Source organism: Simiduia sp. 21SJ11W-1 (assembly GCF_024138675.1).
GTDB lineage: Bacteria > Pseudomonadota > Gammaproteobacteria > Pseudomonadales > Cellvibrionaceae > Simiduia.
The window spans coordinates 1,297,152-1,316,563 of record NZ_CP090959.1 but is presented as its reverse complement, the minus strand read 5'-3'; the positions used below and the strand labels follow the sequence as shown (position 1 = coordinate 1,316,563).

General features: G+C 54.1%; 14 protein-coding genes. 9 read left to right on the top strand and 5 right to left on the bottom strand.

The features are described from left to right. Window positions 1-9 precede the first annotated feature (9 nt). Window positions 10-1,278, bottom strand: a complete 1,269-nt coding sequence (locus L1F30_RS05860) for a glycosyltransferase (protein ID WP_253360602.1) — start codon at window positions 1,276-1,278, stop codon at window positions 10-12. A gap of 181 nt (window positions 1,279-1,459) precedes the next feature. Between L1F30_RS05860 and L1F30_RS05855 the strand changes: the two genes are divergently transcribed. The 5 genes from L1F30_RS05855 to L1F30_RS05835 all read left to right on the top strand — a co-directional run bounded on the left by L1F30_RS05855 (window position 1,460) and on the right by L1F30_RS05835 (window position 7,067). Further along, window positions 1,460-1,942: an asparaginase domain-containing protein gene (locus L1F30_RS05855; protein WP_253360600.1), complete on the top strand. Its 483-nt coding sequence runs from the start codon at window positions 1,460-1,462 to the stop codon at window positions 1,940-1,942. A 358-nt stretch (window positions 1,943-2,300) separates the two neighbouring features. After that, window positions 2,301-3,176: a hypothetical protein gene (locus L1F30_RS05850; protein WP_253360598.1), complete on the top strand. Its 876-nt coding sequence runs from the start codon at window positions 2,301-2,303 to the stop codon at window positions 3,174-3,176. Window positions 3,177-3,179: 3 nt separating this feature from the next. Beyond that, complete coding sequence (locus L1F30_RS05845; RefSeq protein ID WP_253360596.1) at window positions 3,180-4,031, top strand: mannosyl-3-phosphoglycerate phosphatase; 852 nt, start codon at window positions 3,180-3,182, stop codon at window positions 4,029-4,031. A 61-nt stretch (window positions 4,032-4,092) separates the two neighbouring features. Next, complete coding sequence (locus L1F30_RS05840; protein ID WP_253360594.1) at window positions 4,093-5,313, top strand: glycosyl transferase; 1,221 nt, start codon at window positions 4,093-4,095, stop codon at window positions 5,311-5,313. 11 nt (window positions 5,314-5,324) lie between these two features. Next, complete coding sequence (locus tag L1F30_RS05835; RefSeq protein ID WP_253360592.1) at window positions 5,325-7,067, top strand: alpha-amylase family glycosyl hydrolase; 1,743 nt, start codon at window positions 5,325-5,327, stop codon at window positions 7,065-7,067. A gap of 34 nt (window positions 7,068-7,101) precedes the next feature. Here the strand turns inward: L1F30_RS05835 and L1F30_RS05830 are convergent, their stop codons facing one another. The 3 genes from L1F30_RS05830 to tal all read right to left on the bottom strand — a co-directional run bounded on the left by L1F30_RS05830 (window position 7,102) and on the right by tal (window position 10,657). Then, a complete protein-coding gene (locus L1F30_RS05830; protein WP_253360590.1) occupies window positions 7,102-8,340 on the bottom strand; it encodes a saccharopine dehydrogenase family protein in 1,239 nt (412 codons plus the stop codon). Window positions 8,341-8,397: 57 nt separating this feature from the next. Further along, on the bottom strand, window positions 8,398-9,507 hold the full coding sequence (locus L1F30_RS05825) for a carboxynorspermidine decarboxylase (protein ID WP_253360588.1): 1,110 nt from the start codon (window positions 9,505-9,507) through the stop codon (window positions 8,398-8,400). Window positions 9,508-9,730: 223 nt separating this feature from the next. Beyond that, complete coding sequence (gene tal / locus L1F30_RS05820; RefSeq protein ID WP_253360586.1) at window positions 9,731-10,657, bottom strand: transaldolase; 927 nt, start codon at window positions 10,655-10,657, stop codon at window positions 9,731-9,733. Between the two features lie 153 nt (window positions 10,658-10,810). Between tal and glpK the strand changes: the two genes are divergently transcribed. Then, window positions 10,811-12,310 (top strand): glycerol kinase GlpK, encoded by a 1,500-nt coding sequence (gene glpK, locus L1F30_RS05815; RefSeq protein ID WP_253360584.1) that lies wholly within the window; start codon window positions 10,811-10,813, stop codon window positions 12,308-12,310. A 150-nt stretch (window positions 12,311-12,460) separates the two neighbouring features. Here glpK and L1F30_RS05810 read toward each other — a convergent pair whose 3' ends face one another. Next, window positions 12,461-15,808: an ATP-binding protein gene (locus tag L1F30_RS05810; protein ID WP_253360582.1), complete on the bottom strand. Its 3,348-nt coding sequence runs from the start codon at window positions 15,806-15,808 to the stop codon at window positions 12,461-12,463. Window positions 15,809-15,989: 181 nt separating this feature from the next. On the opposite strand from L1F30_RS05810, the gene L1F30_RS05805 reads away from it, so the two are divergent. The 3 genes from L1F30_RS05805 (at window position 15,990) to L1F30_RS05795 (ending at window position 19,280) form a co-directional block, all read left to right on the top strand. Next, window positions 15,990-18,332 (top strand): TonB-dependent siderophore receptor, encoded by a 2,343-nt coding sequence (locus tag L1F30_RS05805; RefSeq protein ID WP_253360580.1) that lies wholly within the window; start codon window positions 15,990-15,992, stop codon window positions 18,330-18,332. A 1-nt stretch (window position 18,333) separates the two neighbouring features. Next, complete coding sequence (locus L1F30_RS05800; protein WP_253360578.1) at window positions 18,334-18,843, top strand: YfiR/HmsC family protein; 510 nt, start codon at window positions 18,334-18,336, stop codon at window positions 18,841-18,843. An 86-nt stretch (window positions 18,844-18,929) separates the two neighbouring features. Further along, a complete protein-coding gene (locus tag L1F30_RS05795) occupies window positions 18,930-19,280 on the top strand; it encodes a hypothetical protein (RefSeq protein ID WP_253360576.1) in 351 nt (116 codons plus the stop codon). Window positions 19,281-19,412 lie beyond the last annotated feature (132 nt).

Genomic DNA, 19,412 nt, shown 5'->3' with positions numbered 1-19,412 from the left:
TAGGCGGCGTTAGCTGTCGGCATCGGTATAGGTTGCCAACTGGGTTTTCACCTCTATCCAGCGCGACATAAACTCACTGGCGCGCCGGGCGTTTTGCGCGAGCATTGCACCGGTAATATTTCTGCGCCGGTGCGCAGTGAGTCGCTCAGGTGCCAACAGTGGCAGAACCTGCGCACTGAGCGCTTGGGCCTGGGTTTCAAAGTCGAACAAGGCGTTAAAGTGCGCCACACAGCGCGCACTGGCAGCCTGCCAGTGCGCTTCATTCTGGTACAGCGCCACGGCCGCGGCCACCAAGCCCTCGGAGTCACTGGCCACTGCACCCGGCCAGGCAAGGCGACCCAGGGCCGTCATGCCTTCGGCACCTATTGGCGTTGTTACACTGGGGGTTTCACAGGCCATGGCCTCGGCCAGCTTGCCCTTGATGCCCGCCCCAAAGCGCAGGGGCGCCAAGCACACCCTTGCCGCCCCCAACACCGCCAGCGCATCGGGCGCCCAACCCAACACCCGAAAACCCAGCGCCGGGTTATCGAGCTGCATGGCCTTTTTAGGCGGGTAGGCGCCATACAGATGCAGCTCGGCGTCTGGCAGCGATGCGCGAATGGCCGGCCAGATCTCGCGCAGGTAGCGCACGGCATCCCAATTGGGGGCGTGCCGGTAATTGCCAATGAAGACAAAATGGCGCCGCGCATCAAATGGCTTGCCCTCGCCTTTTTGGGCAGGCGCAAACATAAACGGGCAGTGGTGCAGCAGAAATACCGGCACCTGTAGCCGTTCGGTCAAGAGCGTTATTTCGGCATCGGAAATCACAAGGGTGAGATCGCAGCGGTAAATACTGGCAAGCTCGCGCTGGGCCATTTCGCTGAAAAGATCGGCATCGGTGGGCACAAGCACCGGTTGGCCTGCCTTGTGCGCGCGCGCGCGGGCATCGCGCAGGCAGTGCAGATCTTCAGAATCCAGCAGCCTTACAGCAGTTGGGCAAGCCGCAGCCACGCGCCAGCCGAACTGCTCTTCGCACACAAATCTGTCGAAAATCACCACCGCTGGCCCAAGCGCTGCCACCCAACGATCAAAGCTCGAGCAATTAAGGGCTATGGGCTCACAGGCCACACCCAGGGCTGGCAAATCGGCCGCGCCCTCGCCCGGCTCGGCCGCAGAGGCAAAGGTGACGACATAACCCGCGGCCTGCGCCCACTGGATCAGTTGCACTATGCGGGTACCGGCAGCCGACGAGCGGGGTTCGGGCCACACATAGCCCACAATAAGTAAGTTTTGCTGCATGTGATGAGGCTATTTGGGTTAATTTAAAAATGCGGGCCGCCATTGTAACGGCTCAGGCGCGCCTGCCCACAACCCGGGCTCAGGTATTTGCCATACTGTTCGTCACATGGGCACTAACGAGCCAACCGGGCAAGCCATTTGTGGGGCACCAAGCCCGGCGCTCACCGTTTGAGAGGTTACTATGAGCGTTACAATCATCACCACCGGCGGCACCATCGATAAAATTTATTACGATGCCAAAAACGACTACCACATCGGCCAGCCCCAGGCGCCCAAGATTCTAGAGCGCGCGGGCGTAACACTCGATACCCCCATCATCCCGTTGTTTCGCAAAGACAGCCTCGACATCACCGAGCAAGACCGCGCACTCATTCGTGAAACTGCAGAGCAACAAGCCGGCCACAACATCGTGATTACCCACGGCACAGATACCCTTACCCTCACAGGCCAGGCGCTAAAGGGCATTAAAGGCAAAACCATTGTGTTGATGGGCGCCATGTACCCGGCGGAGTTTCGCGATTCCGATGCGGTATTCAATTTGGGCGCTGCGGTAATGGCGGCCCAAACCCTGCCCGAGGGCGTATACATTGCCATGAACGGGCGCGTGTTCGACCCAGACACCTGCGTGAAAAACGTGGCGGAAAACCGCTTCGAAGAAAAGTAACCTCGCCTTCAAGCCGCAGCTAATCGGCGGCTTGGAGCACCCGCCTCAACTGCAAATTGCCTAAACACCGCACCTCACACCCACTGCGCTACACAGCTTGCTGTGCACACTGTGCCTTGCTCACACTCCTTAAATACAAGGCCAGTTGCACTAAGCACTGGCACAGCACCTGCATAAGCTAAGGCATCTGGTAAAGCCTGACTGTGCAATGCCCGACATGTGCGCACCACCCGGCGCTATAAAATGGCACTTGCCAATGTTGTGCTTTGTTACATTGCGCGTTAAAACAGTTGCGTTCGGGCCAAGGCCTACCAACGGTGATACGGTTAAGCGAGAAAACGCAGGAGCAAAAATCACAATGCAGCAAGCCACACCCTTGCCCGCGGAATTTTTAGCCAGCGCGCCCGAGCACTTCGGCCCGCTGATCAACCACTTGGTGGCAAGTGCCAAGGGCAACACACGCCCAAGGGTAGTCGGCATCAATGGCTGCCAGGGCTCGGGTAAATCTACCTTGGCGCGCTATTTATCCGAACAGCTAAATGCCGCGGGCGTCGCCAGCTTGTGCATGTCGCAAGACGATTTCTACCTAACCAAACAGGCACGCGCGCAACTCGCGCGCACCGTGCACCCGCTGCTGGCCACCCGTGGCGTGCCCGGCACCCACGATGTTGAGCTTGCATGCAGAACCTTACAGCACCTGCTTGCCGGCAAGCACGCACGCATTCCACTGTTTGAAAAACACCTGGACGACCGCGCGCCCGAGCACCTCTGGCGCACACAAACAACGCCTCTTGCAGTAATTATTGTGGAGGGCTGGTGCATGGGTTGCACACCGCAAACGGCAAGCGAGCTGGCCGAACCTGTGAATGCACTCGAAGCGCAAGAAGATGCCCGAGGCCTATGGCGCCACTATGTAAACACAGCCTTAAGCGAACACTACCCGCAATGGTTTCAGCTTATCGATGAATGGGTAATGTTGCGCGCGCCCAGCTTCGCCTGTGTGTCTAACTGGCGCAAGCAACAAGAACAAGCGCTTAAAGCCCAGTGGCAAGCCAGTGATTCCAATGGCACTGATACCCATGCAGGCATCATGAATGATGCCCAGCTCGCGCGATTTATTGCCCACTACCAGCGGCTCACCGAGCATATGCTGCGCACCCTGCCTGAGCGCGTGCAGCACCTGTATAACCTCGATGAGACGCGCACCATCACGCAAGCAATCCACAGGATCTAACCCATGCAGACACTGGTTTTTACCGATCTTGATGGCACTTTGCTGGATCACCACAACTACAGTTTTGAGCCGGCTAAGGCCCAGCTCAATGAACTGCGCGAACAGGGCATACCGCTTATTTGCAACACCAGTAAAACCTTTGCAGAGCTTCTGCCGTTGCGGGAAAAATTAGGTAATCACGCGCCGTTCATCACAGAAAATGGTGCAGGCGTGTATTTGCCGCTGCACTTCTTGCCAGAGCGCGCTATTCATCGGCTGGGCAATGCCAGTTTACAGCACGGCTATTGGCGCTTTGGTTTAAGCCACCCGCGCAGTTATTGGCAGATGCTGCTCGCGCAAGCCAAAGCGTTTCACGGCTTGTATGCAAGCTTTCAACAAATGGGCAGCAAGGGCATTGCACAAACCACGGGCCTCTCGGCGGAAGCTGCGGCACTGGCCAACCAGCGGGAGTTTTCAGAGCCACTGCTTTGGTTGGGCGACAATCAAAGCAAGCGCACCTTTGCCGAACACATGCACCAGATGGGTGCAAAAGTGGTGGAAGGTGGGCGATTTTTGCACATTGTGGGCAACAGCGATAAAGGCAAAGCACTGCGCTGGTTAGCAGGCGTGTATGAATATAAAAATAAATTGCCCACCTGCACCCTTGCCGCAGGCGACGGCGCAAATGATGCACCCATGCTGCAAGCGGCCGACCACGCGCTGGTGGTGCGCTCGCCGGTGAATCCGCCGCCCGAGGTACCAAACCACCCGAGCATGATCATCTCTGAGGCGCCAGGGCCCGCCGGTTGGGCACCGGGCATTGCACAACTTTTGGCACGGGTTGCGCGCGCACACAGCGAGTGCAGCGCGCAATAGAAGGTTGGCAACCTATTTGCAATAGAGTGAATTACACACGCTTTTATTGCAGGAGCCGACCATGGCCGACTTTCATCAAAATGGCATCATTACCACGCTGCACAATTTAACCCGCCGCCCCACCGAAGAAATGGATGCCGAACTGTTGGCGTTTTCCGAACAACGGCCAATGGGTTTGATTCTGCCCTCACTCTACTCAGAGCTTGAAGGCGACGCACTGCCGCACATTGTGGAAGAACTCACCGAGGTGCCCTATTTGTCTGAAATTGTCATTGGTCTGGATCGCGCCAATGAAGAACAATACCGAAAGGCGCTCAGCTTTTTCTCAAAGTTGCCACAACATCACCGCGTGCTCTGGAACGATGGCCCGGAGTTGCGCGCGCTGGATGCAGAGCTATTGCGCATGGGCCTTGCGCCCACGCAGCCAGGCAAGGGCCGCAATGTGTGGTATTGCATCGGCTACAGCCTGGCCAGCCAAAAAGCACAATCCATAGCACTGCACGATTGCGACATAGTGACCTACACCCGCGATTTACTGGCGCGCCTGATTTATCCGGTGGCCAACCCCCGCTTTAACTACCTCTTTTGCAAGGGCTACTACGCGCGCGTGGCAGACGGCAAGCTCAATGGCCGGGTATCGCGCTTACTGGTAACGCCGTTGCTGCACTCGCTGAAAAAAATTTTTGGCGAGCTGAACTACCTGCAATACATGGACACCTTCCGCTATTCTCTGGCAGGTGAATTTTCCTTTCGCACCGATGTGCTAAACGATATCCGCATACCCAGTGACTGGGGCTTGGAAATTGGCGTACTCAGTGAAATGTACCGCAACAATTCAACCAATCGCCTGTGCCAGGTAGACATTGCCGATGTGTACGACCACAAACACCAGGACCTTTCGGCCAATAGCGATGCCGGTGGCCTGTCTAAAATGTCTATCGATATTTCCAAGGCGTTGTTTCGAAAGCTGGCCACCCAGGGCATTACCTTTAATACGGAAACCTTCCGCTCAATCAAGGCCACCTACTACCGCAATGCGCTGGATTTGATTGAATCGTTCCAGGCCGATGCCATTATGAATGGCCTGAGCCTCGATATTCACAATGAAGAAAAAGCCGTAGAGCTGTTTGCCAAAAACATTATGAAAGCCGGCGAATCCTTTTTGGAAAGCCCAATGGAGGCACCTTTCATCCCCAGCTGGAACCGGGTCATCAGTGCCATGCCCGATGTACTGGAGCGCTTAAAAGCCGCGGTTGAATCCGATAACGAAAAATTTTCCTGAGGAATAGCGCAATGGATGCCCAGCAGCACCTACACCAGCGTTTGGTTGATCACTTGCACAGAATTTACCATCAAGTGCGCCCCGATCTTGATACCAACCAACTGGCTGAACAACTGGTAGGTGCCATGGCGCTCACCCAGGGCGCGCGCGATATAGACCCATACACCAATCGCTGGGATGCGGCAGACGCCATTGTCATCACCTACGGCGATACATTGCTGTCTGAAAATGAAGCGCCATTGCACACCCTGAAACAATTTTTGGATACGCATTTAAAAGGTGTGGTTAACAGCGTACACATACTGCCGTTTTGCCCTTACAGCTCAGACGACGGCTTTTCGGTAATGGATTACTCCAGTGTGAACCCGGCATTGGGGGATTGGTCGCACCTGCGCAACATCGCCAACGACTACCGGCTGATGGCGGATCTTGTAATTAATCACTGCTCTGCCCGCAGCCTCTGGTTTGACAACTTCATAAACCAGAAAGATCCGGGCAAAGATTACTTTTACACAGCGCCACCAACGCAGGATACCCGCGCTGTGGTGCGCCCGCGCACTAACCCCTTGTTGCAGGCGGTACAAACAGCCGCGGGCGAGCAACATGTGTGGTGCACCTTCAGTTTTGATCAGGTAGATCTGGATTTCAGAAATCCGGAAGTTCTGTTGCAATTTGTGCGAATTATTCGCCAATACCTGGACAACGGGGTGAAGATTTTCCGCCTGGACGCCATCGCCTTTTTATGGAAAACACCGGGCACCCCCTGCATCAATTTACCGGAAACCCACGAGGTGGTGAGGCTTTTGCGGGCACTGATAGAACAGGCCGCGCCCGATGCCATCATCATCACTGAAACCAACATCCCCAATCAGGAAAACCTCACCTATTTTGGCAACAACAACGAAGCCCACTGGATTTACAACTTCTCTCTGCCTCCGTTGCTGGTACATGCCCTGCTCACAGGCGACAGCAAACATTTAAAGCGCTGGATGATGACCATGCCACCGGCGCGTAACGGCACAACCTATTTCAATTTTATTGCCAGTCACGATGGCATTGGCCTGCGCCCGGTAGAGGGGTTGCTGTCTCAGGATGAACTTATTACCCTCACCGACACGCTGATCCGCTTTGGCGGGCGCATTTCCTGGCGCACCGGTGCCGATGGCGAGCGCCACCCCTATGAAGCCAACATTGCACTCTACGATGCGCTGCAAGGTACAGTGAACGGGCCAGACACCTTTAACCTGGCGCGCTTTATTTGCGCGCACACTATTATGTTGGGGCTGGAGGGTGTGCCTGCGTTTTATATTCATAGCCTTTTAGCCACGAGCAATGATTACCAGCGCATGGAACACAGTGGCCACAACCGCGCCATAAACCGCCACCAATGGCAGGCAAACAAACTCACGGCCGCACTGGCAGACGCGCAAAGCCAACATGCACAAAGCTTTGCCGCGCTCACCCGGCTCATCAAACTGCGCGCCAAGCAGCCGGCATTTCACCCCAATGCCACGCAGTTTACCTTGCACCTTGGCGATGCCCTGTTCGCGTTTTGGCGCCAAAGCCTGGACCGGCAGCAAAATATATTTTGCATCAGCAATCTCAGTAATCAGCCCCAGCAGTTGGCAACCTCATCGGTAAACCTGGTGTCAAACGACCCATGGCAGGATTTGATTGCAGGCGAGGCCTTTGATGCCGAAGCGGAGCTGATCACACTTGCGCCCTACCAAACTATTTGGCTGGCCAATCAGTAGCTTGTAGGGCAGCACTGCTTAAAAGAGCTGGCACTTAAAAAAGCTGGCGCTCGCCCGATGCATCCTGAATAAACGTGGTCAGCCCAAGGCTTGCGAGCTTTTCCAGAAAGGGTTTGGGTGGCAGCTCTTCCACGTTCACCATTTTGCCCACATCCCAGCTGCCCTCGGCAATAAGCAGGGCAGCAGCCACAGCGGGCACACCCGCGGTGTAGGAGATAGCCTGGCTTTCCACCTCGCGGTAGTTATCTTCGTGATCGCAAATGTTGTAGATAAACAGCTCTTTTGGCGCACCGTTTTGCGTACCTCTAATCCAGTCGCCAATACAGGTTTTACCCTGGTAGGCAGGCGCCAGTGATGCAGGATCTGGCAGCACCGCTTTTACAACTTTAAGGGGCACTACACTTTGCCCTTCGGCGGTGGTCACCGCTTGTTCTGAAAGCAGCCCGAGGTTTTTCAGCACGTTGAAAACATTGATGTAGTGCTCGCCAAAGCCCATCCAGAAGCGCACATTGGGTACATTCAAATTCTGGCTGAGAGAATGAATTTCATCGTGTCCGGTTAAGTAAAGGGTTTGGCTGCCCACTTGAGGAAACTCGCGGGTGAGCTTTACCTCAAACATTTCATTGGCGGTCCACTCGCGGTTTTGCCAGGTCCATACACGGCCGGTAAATTCCCGAAAATTAATCTCGGGGTCGAAGTTGGTGGCAAAATATTTGCCATGGCTGCCCGCATTCACATCCAGAATATCGATAGACTCAACCTCGTCAAAATACTCTTGGCAGGCGAGCGCCGCGTAGGCGTTTACTACACCCGGGTCAAAGCCTGCGCCCAAAATTGCAGTTATGCCTTTTGCTGCGCATGCACCTTTGAGTTTCCATTCATAATTGGCATACCAGGGCGGGGTTTCGCATACTTTTTCCGGGTCTTCGTGAATGGCGGTATCCAGGTAGGCAACACCCGCCTCAATACAGGCCTTAAGCACACTTTGGTTTACAAAGCTTGAGCCCAGATTTAACACCATAGATACACCTGTGGCTTGAATAAGGGCCACCAATGCCTGTACATCCATAGCATCAACACTGTGCGCGCGCAGCGTACCTGCAACCTTGAGGCTTTGCTTTCTATCAATGCTTTCAATAATGGCTTCGCACTTTTCGATGTTGCGCGAGGCGATGTGAATATCACCCAAAATGTGATTGTGCTGGGCACATTTGTGGGCCACCACTTTGGCAACGCCACCGGCGCCAATAATCAAAACGTGTTTTTTAGGCATACTGATCCCCTCGAAACCGGTTGCTTCGCTAATGATTTAATGAATTTGAAATTTATTTCAGGCCATGTTGCCAAAGCTTGCCAGGTAATCGGCAAAGCTGTAGCGCTGCACCTGCTGGTAGCTGCCATCAGCGCGCGCCACCACAATGGCGGGCATGGTTAAGCCGTTAAACCAATTCTTTTTGACCATGGTGTAACCGGCTACATCCTGAATGCTAAGCCGGTCGCCCACTTGTAACGGGCTCTCAAAATTAAATTCGCCAAAGATGTCTCCCGCCAAACACGACTTGCCACAAATCTGGTAACGATAATCGCCGGCCTCTGCAAGGCGTGCACTCTGGCGGTAGATCAGCAAATCCAGCATGTGCGCCTCAATGGAGCTATCCACAATGGCGATGTCTTTGTGATTGTGAACTATGTCGAGCACGCTGACCTCAAGGGTGGCAGTTTGGGTAATGGCCGCTTCACCGGGTTCAAGGTACACCTGCACGTTAAAGCGCTCGGCAAAGCGCTTTAGGCGCGCACAAAAATCTGCCAGCGGGTAATCCTCACCGGTAAAATGAATGCCGCCACCCAGGCTTACCCAATCTACCTTGGCAAGCAGCGCGCCGTAGGTGGTTTCTATATGATCCAGCATGCTGGAAAACAACGCGAAATTATTGTTTTCACAATTGTTGTGGAACATAAATCCTGAAATTTTATCAATCACCCGGGCAATTTTTTCAGGGTCGCTCTCACCCAAGCGGCTGTGCGGGCGGGCCGGATCTGCCAAGAGAAAATCTGAGCTGCTTACCTGAGGGTTAACCCTGAGCCCACGCACATGCCCCTCAGATTGTTGCTGAAAGCGCGCCAGTTGCGACAGGGAGTTAAAGATTATTTTATCCGAGTGCGCGAGCACTTCGTCTATTTCGTGATCGGCCCAGGCCACGCTGTAGGCATGGGTTTCACCGGCAAATTTTTCGCGCCCAAGTTTGACTTCATACAGGCTGGAGGAAGTGGTGCCTGCCATGGCCTTGCTCATTAACTCAAACACGGGCCAGGTGGCAAAGCACTTGAGTGCAAGCAGGCACTTGGCCCCGGAATGAGTGGCCACGTAGGCCATTTTATCCATGTTTTTTGTGAGCTTTTGTTCATCAATGAGATAAAAAGGCGTTTGAAACGGTGGCATCACTCATCCATTAGCGGCAAATATAGCCGCACAACATTCTGGGCGGCGGATTTTATCGCCATCAAACAAGCAGTGTAAACCTTTGTTTTTAAAGCATTTTTTACGAACAATTGTTCAACTTATACTGAACAATTGTTCCGTTTTAAAAAACGCGCAAAACCTTGGCCCATAAAAAAGCCGGCACGCCCAGCTAAGGCGGTGCCGGCTTTTAGCTCACAAAAAATTACCAATCAGCGAGCAGCGCTTCCAGCTTTTCTTGATCTACTGCAAACTTGCGAATGCCTTCGGCCAGCTTTTCAGTGGCCATGGCATCTTCATTGTGCTGCCAACGGAACGCCGCCTCGTTTAAGTTCAGCTTGGCTTCGCCCTCAAGCCCCGCGGGACTCAGCTGACGCACCAATGGCGCCTGCTCATCGGCAAGTGATTGCAGCAGAGCCGGGCTGATGGTGAGCCGATCACAACCGGCCAGCGCTTTGATCTGTTCAACATTGCGAAAGCTCGCGCCCATCACCACGGTTCTGTAATTATGGGCTTTGTAGTACTGATAAATGCGCTGCACGGAACGCACGCCTTCGTCTTCTTCAGGGCTTGCCGGCACCTGCCCCTGCGCCTTGTACCAGTCGTAAATGCGGCCCACAAACGGGCTGATTAAGTACACACCGGCATCGGCGCAGGCCACCGCCTGGGCAAATGAAAAAAGCAGTGTGAGATTGCAGTTGATACCCGCACACTCAAGTTCCTTGGCTGCTTCAATGCCTTCCCAGGTTGAAGCCAGCTTAATCAACACCCGCTCACGACTAACGCCCGCGCTTTCATAGGCGTTAATGAGGCTGTTAGCCTTTTCGATCATGGCGTTTTTATCAAACGATAAACGCGCATCCACTTCCGTTGAAATACGGCCCGGAATTTCCTTTAAAATTTGCTGCCCGATTTTCACACCCAGCGTATCAACTGCAGCGCTCATATCCCCCTTGGCGCCGGCGAGTACTTCATCTACCAGAGTTTTATAGGCGGGCATTTGCGCGGCGGCCAAAATCAAACTGGGATTGGTGGTGGCATCCATAGGTTTGAAGCGGCTAATGGCTTCAATATCACCGGTATCTGCCACTACGTCGGTCATACGGGTGAGCTGTTCTAAAACGCTTGTCATTGTTCTACCTGTTGTTAGGTCTTTTAATCCTGTGCGCTGATCATACCCCAATTTGGGGGGCATTGTTCAATGCTGGCCACAGCCGCCGCGCTTGAATTACACTGCAAGAAAATGGTTTCAGTTGTACCTAAATCACCAACTGCAGGACACAACATGTCTAAAGATTTCATTCTCGCCATCGATCAAGGCACAACCAGTTCCCGGGCACTTATATTCAATCGTAAGTTTGAAGTGGTGGCCGCAGCCCAGGAAAGCTTTCAGCAGCATTTCCCCCAAGATGGCTGGGTAGAGCACGATGCAGAGGAAATTTGGCAAACAGTGCTCAACAGTTGCAGGCAAGCGCTCAGTAAAGCCAAGCTTGCGGCTTCACAACTGGCGGGCATTGGCATAACAAACCAGCGCGAAACCACGCTCATTTGGCACCGCGATACCGGCAAACCCATTGCACCGGCCATTGTCTGGCAAGACAGGCGCACAGAGCCCCTGTGCGATGCCTTGCGCCGCGCGGGAGCAGAAGCCGAGATTCAGGAAAAAACCGGGCTGATGCTAGACCCGTATTTTTCAGCCACTAAAATTCAGTGGCTACTCGATAACACCGAAGGGGCAAGGGCTGCAGCAAACGCCGGGAAGCTTGCCTTTGGCACCATCGATTGCTGGCTATTGTGGCAACTCACCGGCGGTGCATCTCACAAAACAGACGCCACCAACGCCTCGCGCACGCAGCTATACAACCTGCACACAGGAAACTGGGATCAACACCTGCTTTCGCACTTCAATATTCCGGAGAGCTTGCTGCCTACCATTGCCGACAATGTGGCCGAGTTCGGGAGCACAGCCCCCGCCGTGTTGGGCAGCCCCGTACCCGTTTTTGCCATGGCGGGTGATCAACAGGCGGCACTGCTTGGCCAAGGCTGCATACAACAGGGCCAGGCCAAGTGCACCTTTGGAACCGGCGCCTTTTTGATGGTTAACGCAGGCAACACAGCCCCGCACTCGCAGCACCGCTTGCTCACAACCTTAGGCTACCGCCTTGACGGCAAAAGCACTTACGCCGTTGAGGGTTCGGTGTTTATAGCGGGTGCTGCCGTGCAATGGCTGAGGGATGGCCTGGCGCTCATCGAATCGGCCAATGAGTGTGATGCGTTTATGCGTGAATACCAGGGCAAACCCAGCCCGATTACCCTGGTGCCCGCCTTCACGGGCCTGGGCGCGCCCCACTGGCAGCCGGCCGCACGGGGGGCGATCTTTGGCCTTACCCGCGATACCGGCAAAGCGGCACTGGTAGTTGCGGCACTTCAATCTATCGCCTTGCAAACACAGGATTTGGTGCGCGCAATGCAGGCCGATGGCATAGACATAGCCAACCTTAAAATCGACGGCGGCATGACCCGCAACTTACCCTTTAACCAATGCTTGGCCGATGTACTCAACACCGAGGTATCCCGCCCGGCGCAAGAGGAAATGACGGTGCTGGGTGTAGCCTTTCTCACCGCACTGCAAATCGGTTGGCTTAAAAGCCTGGAGGATATTGAGCGCTACTGGCAGCCAGCTGGCTGCTGCCAACCTGCCATGGCGCAAGCCACGCGCAATCAGCTGTTAACGCGCTGGGCGCGGGCAATAGAGGCGGTAGAATTATTTGCCACGAGTTCTTGACGGGCTTCTTGATGGCATTTTTACAAGCCAGCGGCGATCCTTAGCAGCTGTCATCACTGGCTTATCAACAAACAAAACAATCACAAGCAGGCAAAAGCTGCGCGTAAAGCCCTCTGGCCCCCTAAGGGGAGCTGAACAGCTTCGCAACAATTACTGCTCGGTTTCCTTAGGGGTATTAAGGTAGTTGTTCATAGCCTTGCTGGCACTGTCTACCGCTGCGCGCAGGCTGGTTCGGGCAGTTTCTAACACCGCTTTGGCCTCGATATCGGCGGGATTGCTATCGAGTTTACGCGCAGCATCTTCTACCCGCGCAATGCGCTGCTGCAAATCAACTGCCCCCAAATTTGCTGCAGAACCCTTTAACGTATGGGCACAAAAAATAAGTTCCGAATAGGCGTCTGTGGCTAGCAGTGCCTCTATATTGTTAAGCGTATCTGGCAGTGATGCCAGAAAAGATTTTACCAATTCTGCCATCCGATCGTGGCGCCCCCTCATACGGCGCAACAGGGCATCGGCATCAAATAGCGGATCTTTTGCGGGCGCCACATCCGGTTTCGCCATTTCCGGTGCACTGCTTTTAGGTGCTGGAGCCGCAGCCTGAGAGCTGCCACCATTGGGCGTTAAGTTCAGCTGTTGGCCGGTGCGCTCAAGCAGTGCCTGGGCCACAGGGTGTGAGCTTTCCTTATTGCTTTCATCGGGCGGAAAATACTGTGCAAGCAGGTCAAGTAACTCTTGTTCTTCGAACGGCTTGGGTAAATAACCACTCATGCCCACCTGCTCTATTTGATCGCGGGTATCCACCAATACATCGGCAGTCATGGCCACAATGGGCATGGCCGGCAGGCAGGCCTCACGCTCAAGATCGCGGATTTTTCGCGTGGCATCCAGCCCGTTTAGTTCGGGCATATGCAGATCCATCAAAATCAGCTTAATGGTTTTTCTATCCGCTTGCGGTTCGTTGTAATAGCTCTGCATATAGCGCACTGCCTGTGCGCCATCGTTAACGCAGTCTATTTCAAGCCCGCAGGCTTCCAGAATTTCGCAGGCGATCACACGGTTGAACTCTACGTCTTCGGCCAGCAGTACCCGGCCTTTAAAGCGCCGCCCTTGTGGCTCTTTTTCCACATTCATCCAATCGAGTGCCGGGCCATCAGAGCGCTCTGCAGCGTACACTATGGCCTGGCGCAATTTACTGCCTTTACTCAACAGTGGCAGTTGCACATTGGAACCCATTTTTTTGAGTTCCATATGAACGCGATGGGTGTCGTCGCAATCGAATGCCGCCTGGCTTGTAAGGAGCACCCAAGGCACCTCAATATTCATTTGGCGCCAGTGGGAAATGCCTTTTTGCAAACGGTCGTGATCTTTCAATAACGCATCACTTTCAGCCACAACCACCAAGCTTTCTTTTTGCGTAGCGCTCAAGGTGTCCAGGTAGTCGCGCAGGTTCTTCGCGCTGTCTACCACCTGCAGGCGGCCATACCACTGGCGCAGCTGGCGCTCTAAGTCTTTTGAGTGGCTCAGCAGGCAAATGCCCAGGTGGTTGGCAACCTCAAAGGCAGGCGGCGCCACTTTATGCTTCAACGGCAAGGCCACGATAAATGTAGAGCCTTTGCCCAAGGTACTCACCACTGAAATATTGCCACCGTGCATTTCAGCCAGGCGCTTACTGATAGACAAGCCAAGGCCTGTACCCCCGTATTTACGGGTGGTTGAACTGTCGCTTTGCACAAAGGCTTCAAACAGGTTGTTTAACTGCTCCGCGCGAATACCAATACCTGTATCTTCTACGCTGATCAGTATTTGTTTTTCATCATTTAACCCCACCCGCAGGCTTATAGAACCCTTGGCCGTAAACTTGATGGCGTTACTTAATAAATTAATCACTATCTGCTTAATGCGCAGCGCATCACCCAGCCATTCACCTTCACAGCGGCAATCAAAAAACACATTTAATGGAATGTCTTTTTCTTTTGCCTTCAGTGCAAACATCTGCACGATCTCCAGCAGCTGCTGTTCCAAATCGAACAGTGCCGACTCCAGCTCAAGTTGATTGGCTTCAATTTTTGAAAAGTCGAGAATTTCGTTAATCAACTCCAGCAGGGTTTTTCCCGATTGGGTAATTAAGCTAAGAATGCCCTTTTGCCGTTCGTCCAGCTGGGTTTTACCAAGAATATTGGCGCCACCCAGTACGGCATTTAACGGGGTTCTGATTTCATGACTCATGGCTGCCAAAAACAGGCTCTTGGCCGAGCTTGCCATTTCAGCCTTGCGGGCAAGCTCCGTTGATATTTGGGTTTGCTTACCCAAAATACGGTTCAGTTGTTCGGCTTCATTTTTGGCAGCAATAATTTCCTGCGTACGCGCTTTTACCCGCGCCTCGAGCTGTTGGTTTTCGTGATCCAAAAACAGCTGGGTGGCGCGAATATTGTGAATGATGTAACCACCCAGCAGGCAGGCGGCCACTACCAACAGCGCAACCCAAAACAACACTACTATCCGCCATTGGCGCTCGCGCTCAAGGGCACCATTGAGGTGCTCATCCAAGATGTCAGCCAGCTGCAATTGGGCGCGGTTGAGCTCGCTGATTTTATCCCAGGTGAGGCCCCGCATTTTCTCTACATCCAGCGCCAGCCCCATGTCGGCCACATCACCTGGCAAAATGCCTACAAAGTCCAGACGGCGCTTCTTTTTAAGCGCCTTTTGTGCCAGATCCACAAGGTCAACATAGCTTAATTGCTGCTGGCTGATGCCCTCGGGGAGCTCAAATTCAACATTCACATTTTCATTGGCCAGCTGGATCAAGGTGATTTGCAGCTGTTGAAATTCGCTCTCGCGCTCGGCCGTAGTTTTGGCTAGCGCAAACTGGGCCAGCGCCTCGGTTGTGACAAACAGCGCCTGCTTGGCATGGGTTAAATCGATAAACAGCAAACGCGCCTGCTCGCGTACCGCGGGCTCTTTGCTCCAGATTAAATTGGCAGCAACCATCAAGCGCTGGGTAAATTCATGTACCGGTGTTTGTAATGTACGCAATTGGTTAAGCTGAGACTGCCAAGACCGGCTCGCCCACAAAGGCTCCAGTTGTGCGCGTAGCGCCTGCCAACCAAGATCCGAATCGCTATAGTGCCGGGCCAGCACTGCATCCATGGCTTGCAGCTGCAGAAGCCAAAGGGCCACATCGGGCTCTGCCCCCAAACCCGCCTCTGCTGCACTCTTGTTGGCCAAAATTTGCACGGTTTCTGGGCTGGGGTAATAGCGGTTGTAGTATTCATCAGTGAGGTGGATTTGCAGCGCAACCAGCTGCTGTAAAGCCTCAATACTGCCGGTTTGCTTTTTAAGTGTTGCAAGCTCGCGGTTAATCTCACTGAAATACAGGTATAAAAGCACCAAAAGCGGCGCGACAAGAATCACAGCCGAGGCAAAAAGCCCCGTACTCATACGGCTGATGTTATTCACCGAAACCTGCGCTTTAGCCTTGCTTGTGCTGCCGTTTGCCATAGAGTTCCGCGTTAAAATGGGCCTGGGCCGCCCAAATTACACGGCGGTCTCCACACGATTGCCGGATTCAGCAACTACACTCACAGGTTAGTAGATAGCAGAACAAATTACCGCCTATGATTTGCTTTACCCTAGCCTGCAAACAAACCATGGCTGCCAGCCCATTGATGAGGGTGAATAGATGGCGCTAACACGCATTGCTTTGGCTTATCTTCTGGTATGCCTTTGGCTGCCGGCACTGTGCGTGAATGCCAATGAGGCAACCGAGGGCACCCTTGCGGGCATGTCGCTCGAAGAGCTGCTAAAACAACGCGCTGCACTGCACAATCAAAGCCAAACGGCCTCACAGCTAAGCGAAACCGTACGCGATGCCCCGGGGAGCCTGGTGGTGGTGAGCGCACAGGAAATCGCGCGGCGCGGCTACCAAAGCCTGGAAGCTCTGGTGGCCGATTTACCAGGCTTCGACACAGTGGTGACCAACGGCACCTTGCAGGTAGTGAGCTACCAGCGCGGCTACCGCACCCCCTGGACCCAGCGCACCCTGCTACTTGTGAACGGCCGGGTAGACAACCACCTGTGGAATCACGCCGCGCAGTTTTCGCGCCAATACCCCATGAATCTCATTGAACGGGTGGAAGTGCTCTATGGCCCGTCGGGCGCTGTGTACGGCCCCAATGCCTTTTTAGGGGTGATCAATATCATTACCCGCAAGGGCGAAGCGCTCGCACCTGACACCAACCGCCTCACCGCCAGCCTGCAGGCGGGTAGCTACCAGAGCCGGGCGCTGGATCTCACCTGGGTTGGCAATCACAACACTGTGAATTTCAGCCTGGGCGCCCGGCTGTTTAGCAGCGATGAAGCCCCCATCGAGCACTACAGCGAATGGGGCTACACAGACGAGGCACTGCTGGCCAACCCCGACATCTGGGGCGCGGGCATTGGCCAAGGCCAAGACCCCGCCACTGGCAACCCGAGCCCTGTGGGCGACATCAATGTTGACGGCAGTGTAAGTGCAAGCGAGCGCGTACGCGGCAAAGCCTTGGGCCGCTATCAAGACCCCAGCGAAAACCAGGGGCTGTATGCCGAAATAGCAAGCGGGCCTTGGGCTGTGGGGGCAAGCTACTGGCATACCGATGAGGGCTACGGGCCCTACTACTCTTTTGCAGACACCCAACCCAACGGCGGCTGGATTCATGAGTCTCGCCAGTTATTCGGCCGCTACGCGAGCAATTGGAGCGAAAATTTGAGCGGCCGCACAGATCTCGTGTACCGCGACAACCGCGTTGGCGGCAGTTGGGTGGAATCTTTCGAAGATCTGGTAAGTATTTCAGAGTGGAACAATTTCAACCGCGCCTGGCGGCTCGAGCAATCGGTGAATTATGTTGCAAGCCAGCGCCTAAGCTTCAGCGCCGGCCTCAAATACGAGCGCAAAGACCTCGCCAAGGTCTATATGGTGTGCAACTACTTCGACGGTGCCGGGGTTTGCCCTGCGCAAGCGGCAAATTCCAGCAACGGCCAATCGTCAGATGGCAGTGGCGTGCTGCCAGCCGATAGCATCAGCTCAACCAACCCTTCACCACTGCCGCCTACGCTAAGCGCACGGGATATTCCCGCGTTTAATCGCATCACCACCGACGATACCGGCGTGTTTGGCCAGGCGCTTTACCAACTGGGCCAATGGCGAATCAGTGCGGGCCTTCGGTGGGATAACAACAGCGAATACGGGGCCGAGTTCAGCCCGCGCCTTGCAGCCATCTACCATTACCGGGCAGACACCACCTTCAAGCTTATTTACGGCGAAGCCTTTCAGGAACCCTCTCCCAAAGACCTGTTTGGTGGCTTTAACGGCCGCGCCGCCAATGAGGATTTAAAGCCGGAAAAAGCGCGTAACCTGGAGGCCATTGCGATTTACCAAGGTGACACCATTTTGCACGAAGCCTCGGTATTTTTAGCCCAATATGAAAACGCCATAGCAGGCGGTGAAAATGTGGGCCAGCGGCGTATAACCGGCCTTGAATACCGAGCCGATGCCCGTTGGGATAACCCCATATACCAACATGCCGCCATTACGGCGAAATTGTATTACAGCATTACCCGTGCAGAGGCTGAGTATCAATACCGGCAAAGCACGCAAGACTGGCAGCGCGACTGGAGCGCACAGGGCGACATTGCGCCCCATAAAATAAACGCCATTGTGAATTTACCCATCACCGCTCACATCAATGTAAATCTACGCGGGCAGTGGCGCTCTGCACGGGAATTGTTTTCCGAAAACCCGCTGCGCGAGCAAGACATAAAAGCAAAAGCCTATAGCCAATTTGATGCAAGCCTAAGCTACAGCCGCGCCAACTGGTCGGTGGGGCTCAATGTGAATAACCTCACCGGCGCAAACTATTTACAGCCCGGGGTGGAGTCGGCATCCAGTGGCAATCAGTTCAACCAAGATAACGACGGCTTTCAAAACTCCCTGCTGCCACAGGTAAATCGGCCGGTTTACAGCCTTAACATCAAGGTGGATCTGTAATATGCAGGCGTTAGTGCGCGCCATGGCCCTGGCATTTTGCCTGCTGCCGTCGCTTGCCTCACAGGCAACGCCCAAGCCCCTGCCTGCAGCCTTAAACAGCATGCTGCTACTGAAGCTTTTAAGCTATGAGCAGAGCCTAAGCCTACGCGAAAACATAAACATACTGGTGATCAACGACGAGCCATTGGCCCGCGCCCTAAAACAAAAAACAGGCATAAAAATCGGGCAGGCACAGCTTGGGGCGGTATACCACAATGAAGCCCCACCAGAGAAAGCCGTACATGTAATATACATAAACGGCGAGCAAAATCTGGATAAAACCCTTCAATACGCCAAAACGCATCACGCCCTCACCGTCAGCAATGACCTGGCTCTGGCGCACCTTGGGGTTGCACTGATATTACACGACGACGAAGGTCTGCCAGGCGTTGTAATCAGTATGAAACCCTCCCGCGCACTAGACCTTAATTGGGACCCAAAGGTACTTGAGATCTCCACCCTGATTTATTAACCAGCAACGGCCGCGCGCATCTTGACGAATGCGTCAAGCCGCCACACACTGGCCGGGCAAATAATAAATTTAGACAGGGATTTGCTATGAACGATGTGGCTACTTCAACAAAATCATTAGATAGCGTAAAACTGGTTTACGTATTGTATTTGGCATCCATATTACTGGGTGTTACCTCGATCATCGGGCTGATCATGGCCTATGTAAATAAAGATGGCGATACAGGCATTGCCAACAATCACTACCGCTTCCAGATTCGCACCTTTTGGATGAGCCTGCTGTACTTTACCGTCAGCTTTGTCACCATTCCGCTATTGGGCCTGGGTGTGTTGCTGATGTTTGTGTCACTTGTGTGGTTTATTATTCGCTGCGTAAAAGGCTTGAAAGCCGTTGGCGAAAATCGCGAAATCGACAATGTAACCACTTGGCTATTTTAGGTTACGCCTGCGTGTGCACACCCTGCACACGCAACCCTCCCGCCTTTACGCCCACGGATTTACCCCCGCCCCGCGCAAGTCGCAAGTCGCAAGTCGCAAGTCGCAAGTCGCAAGTCGCAAGTCGCAAGTCGC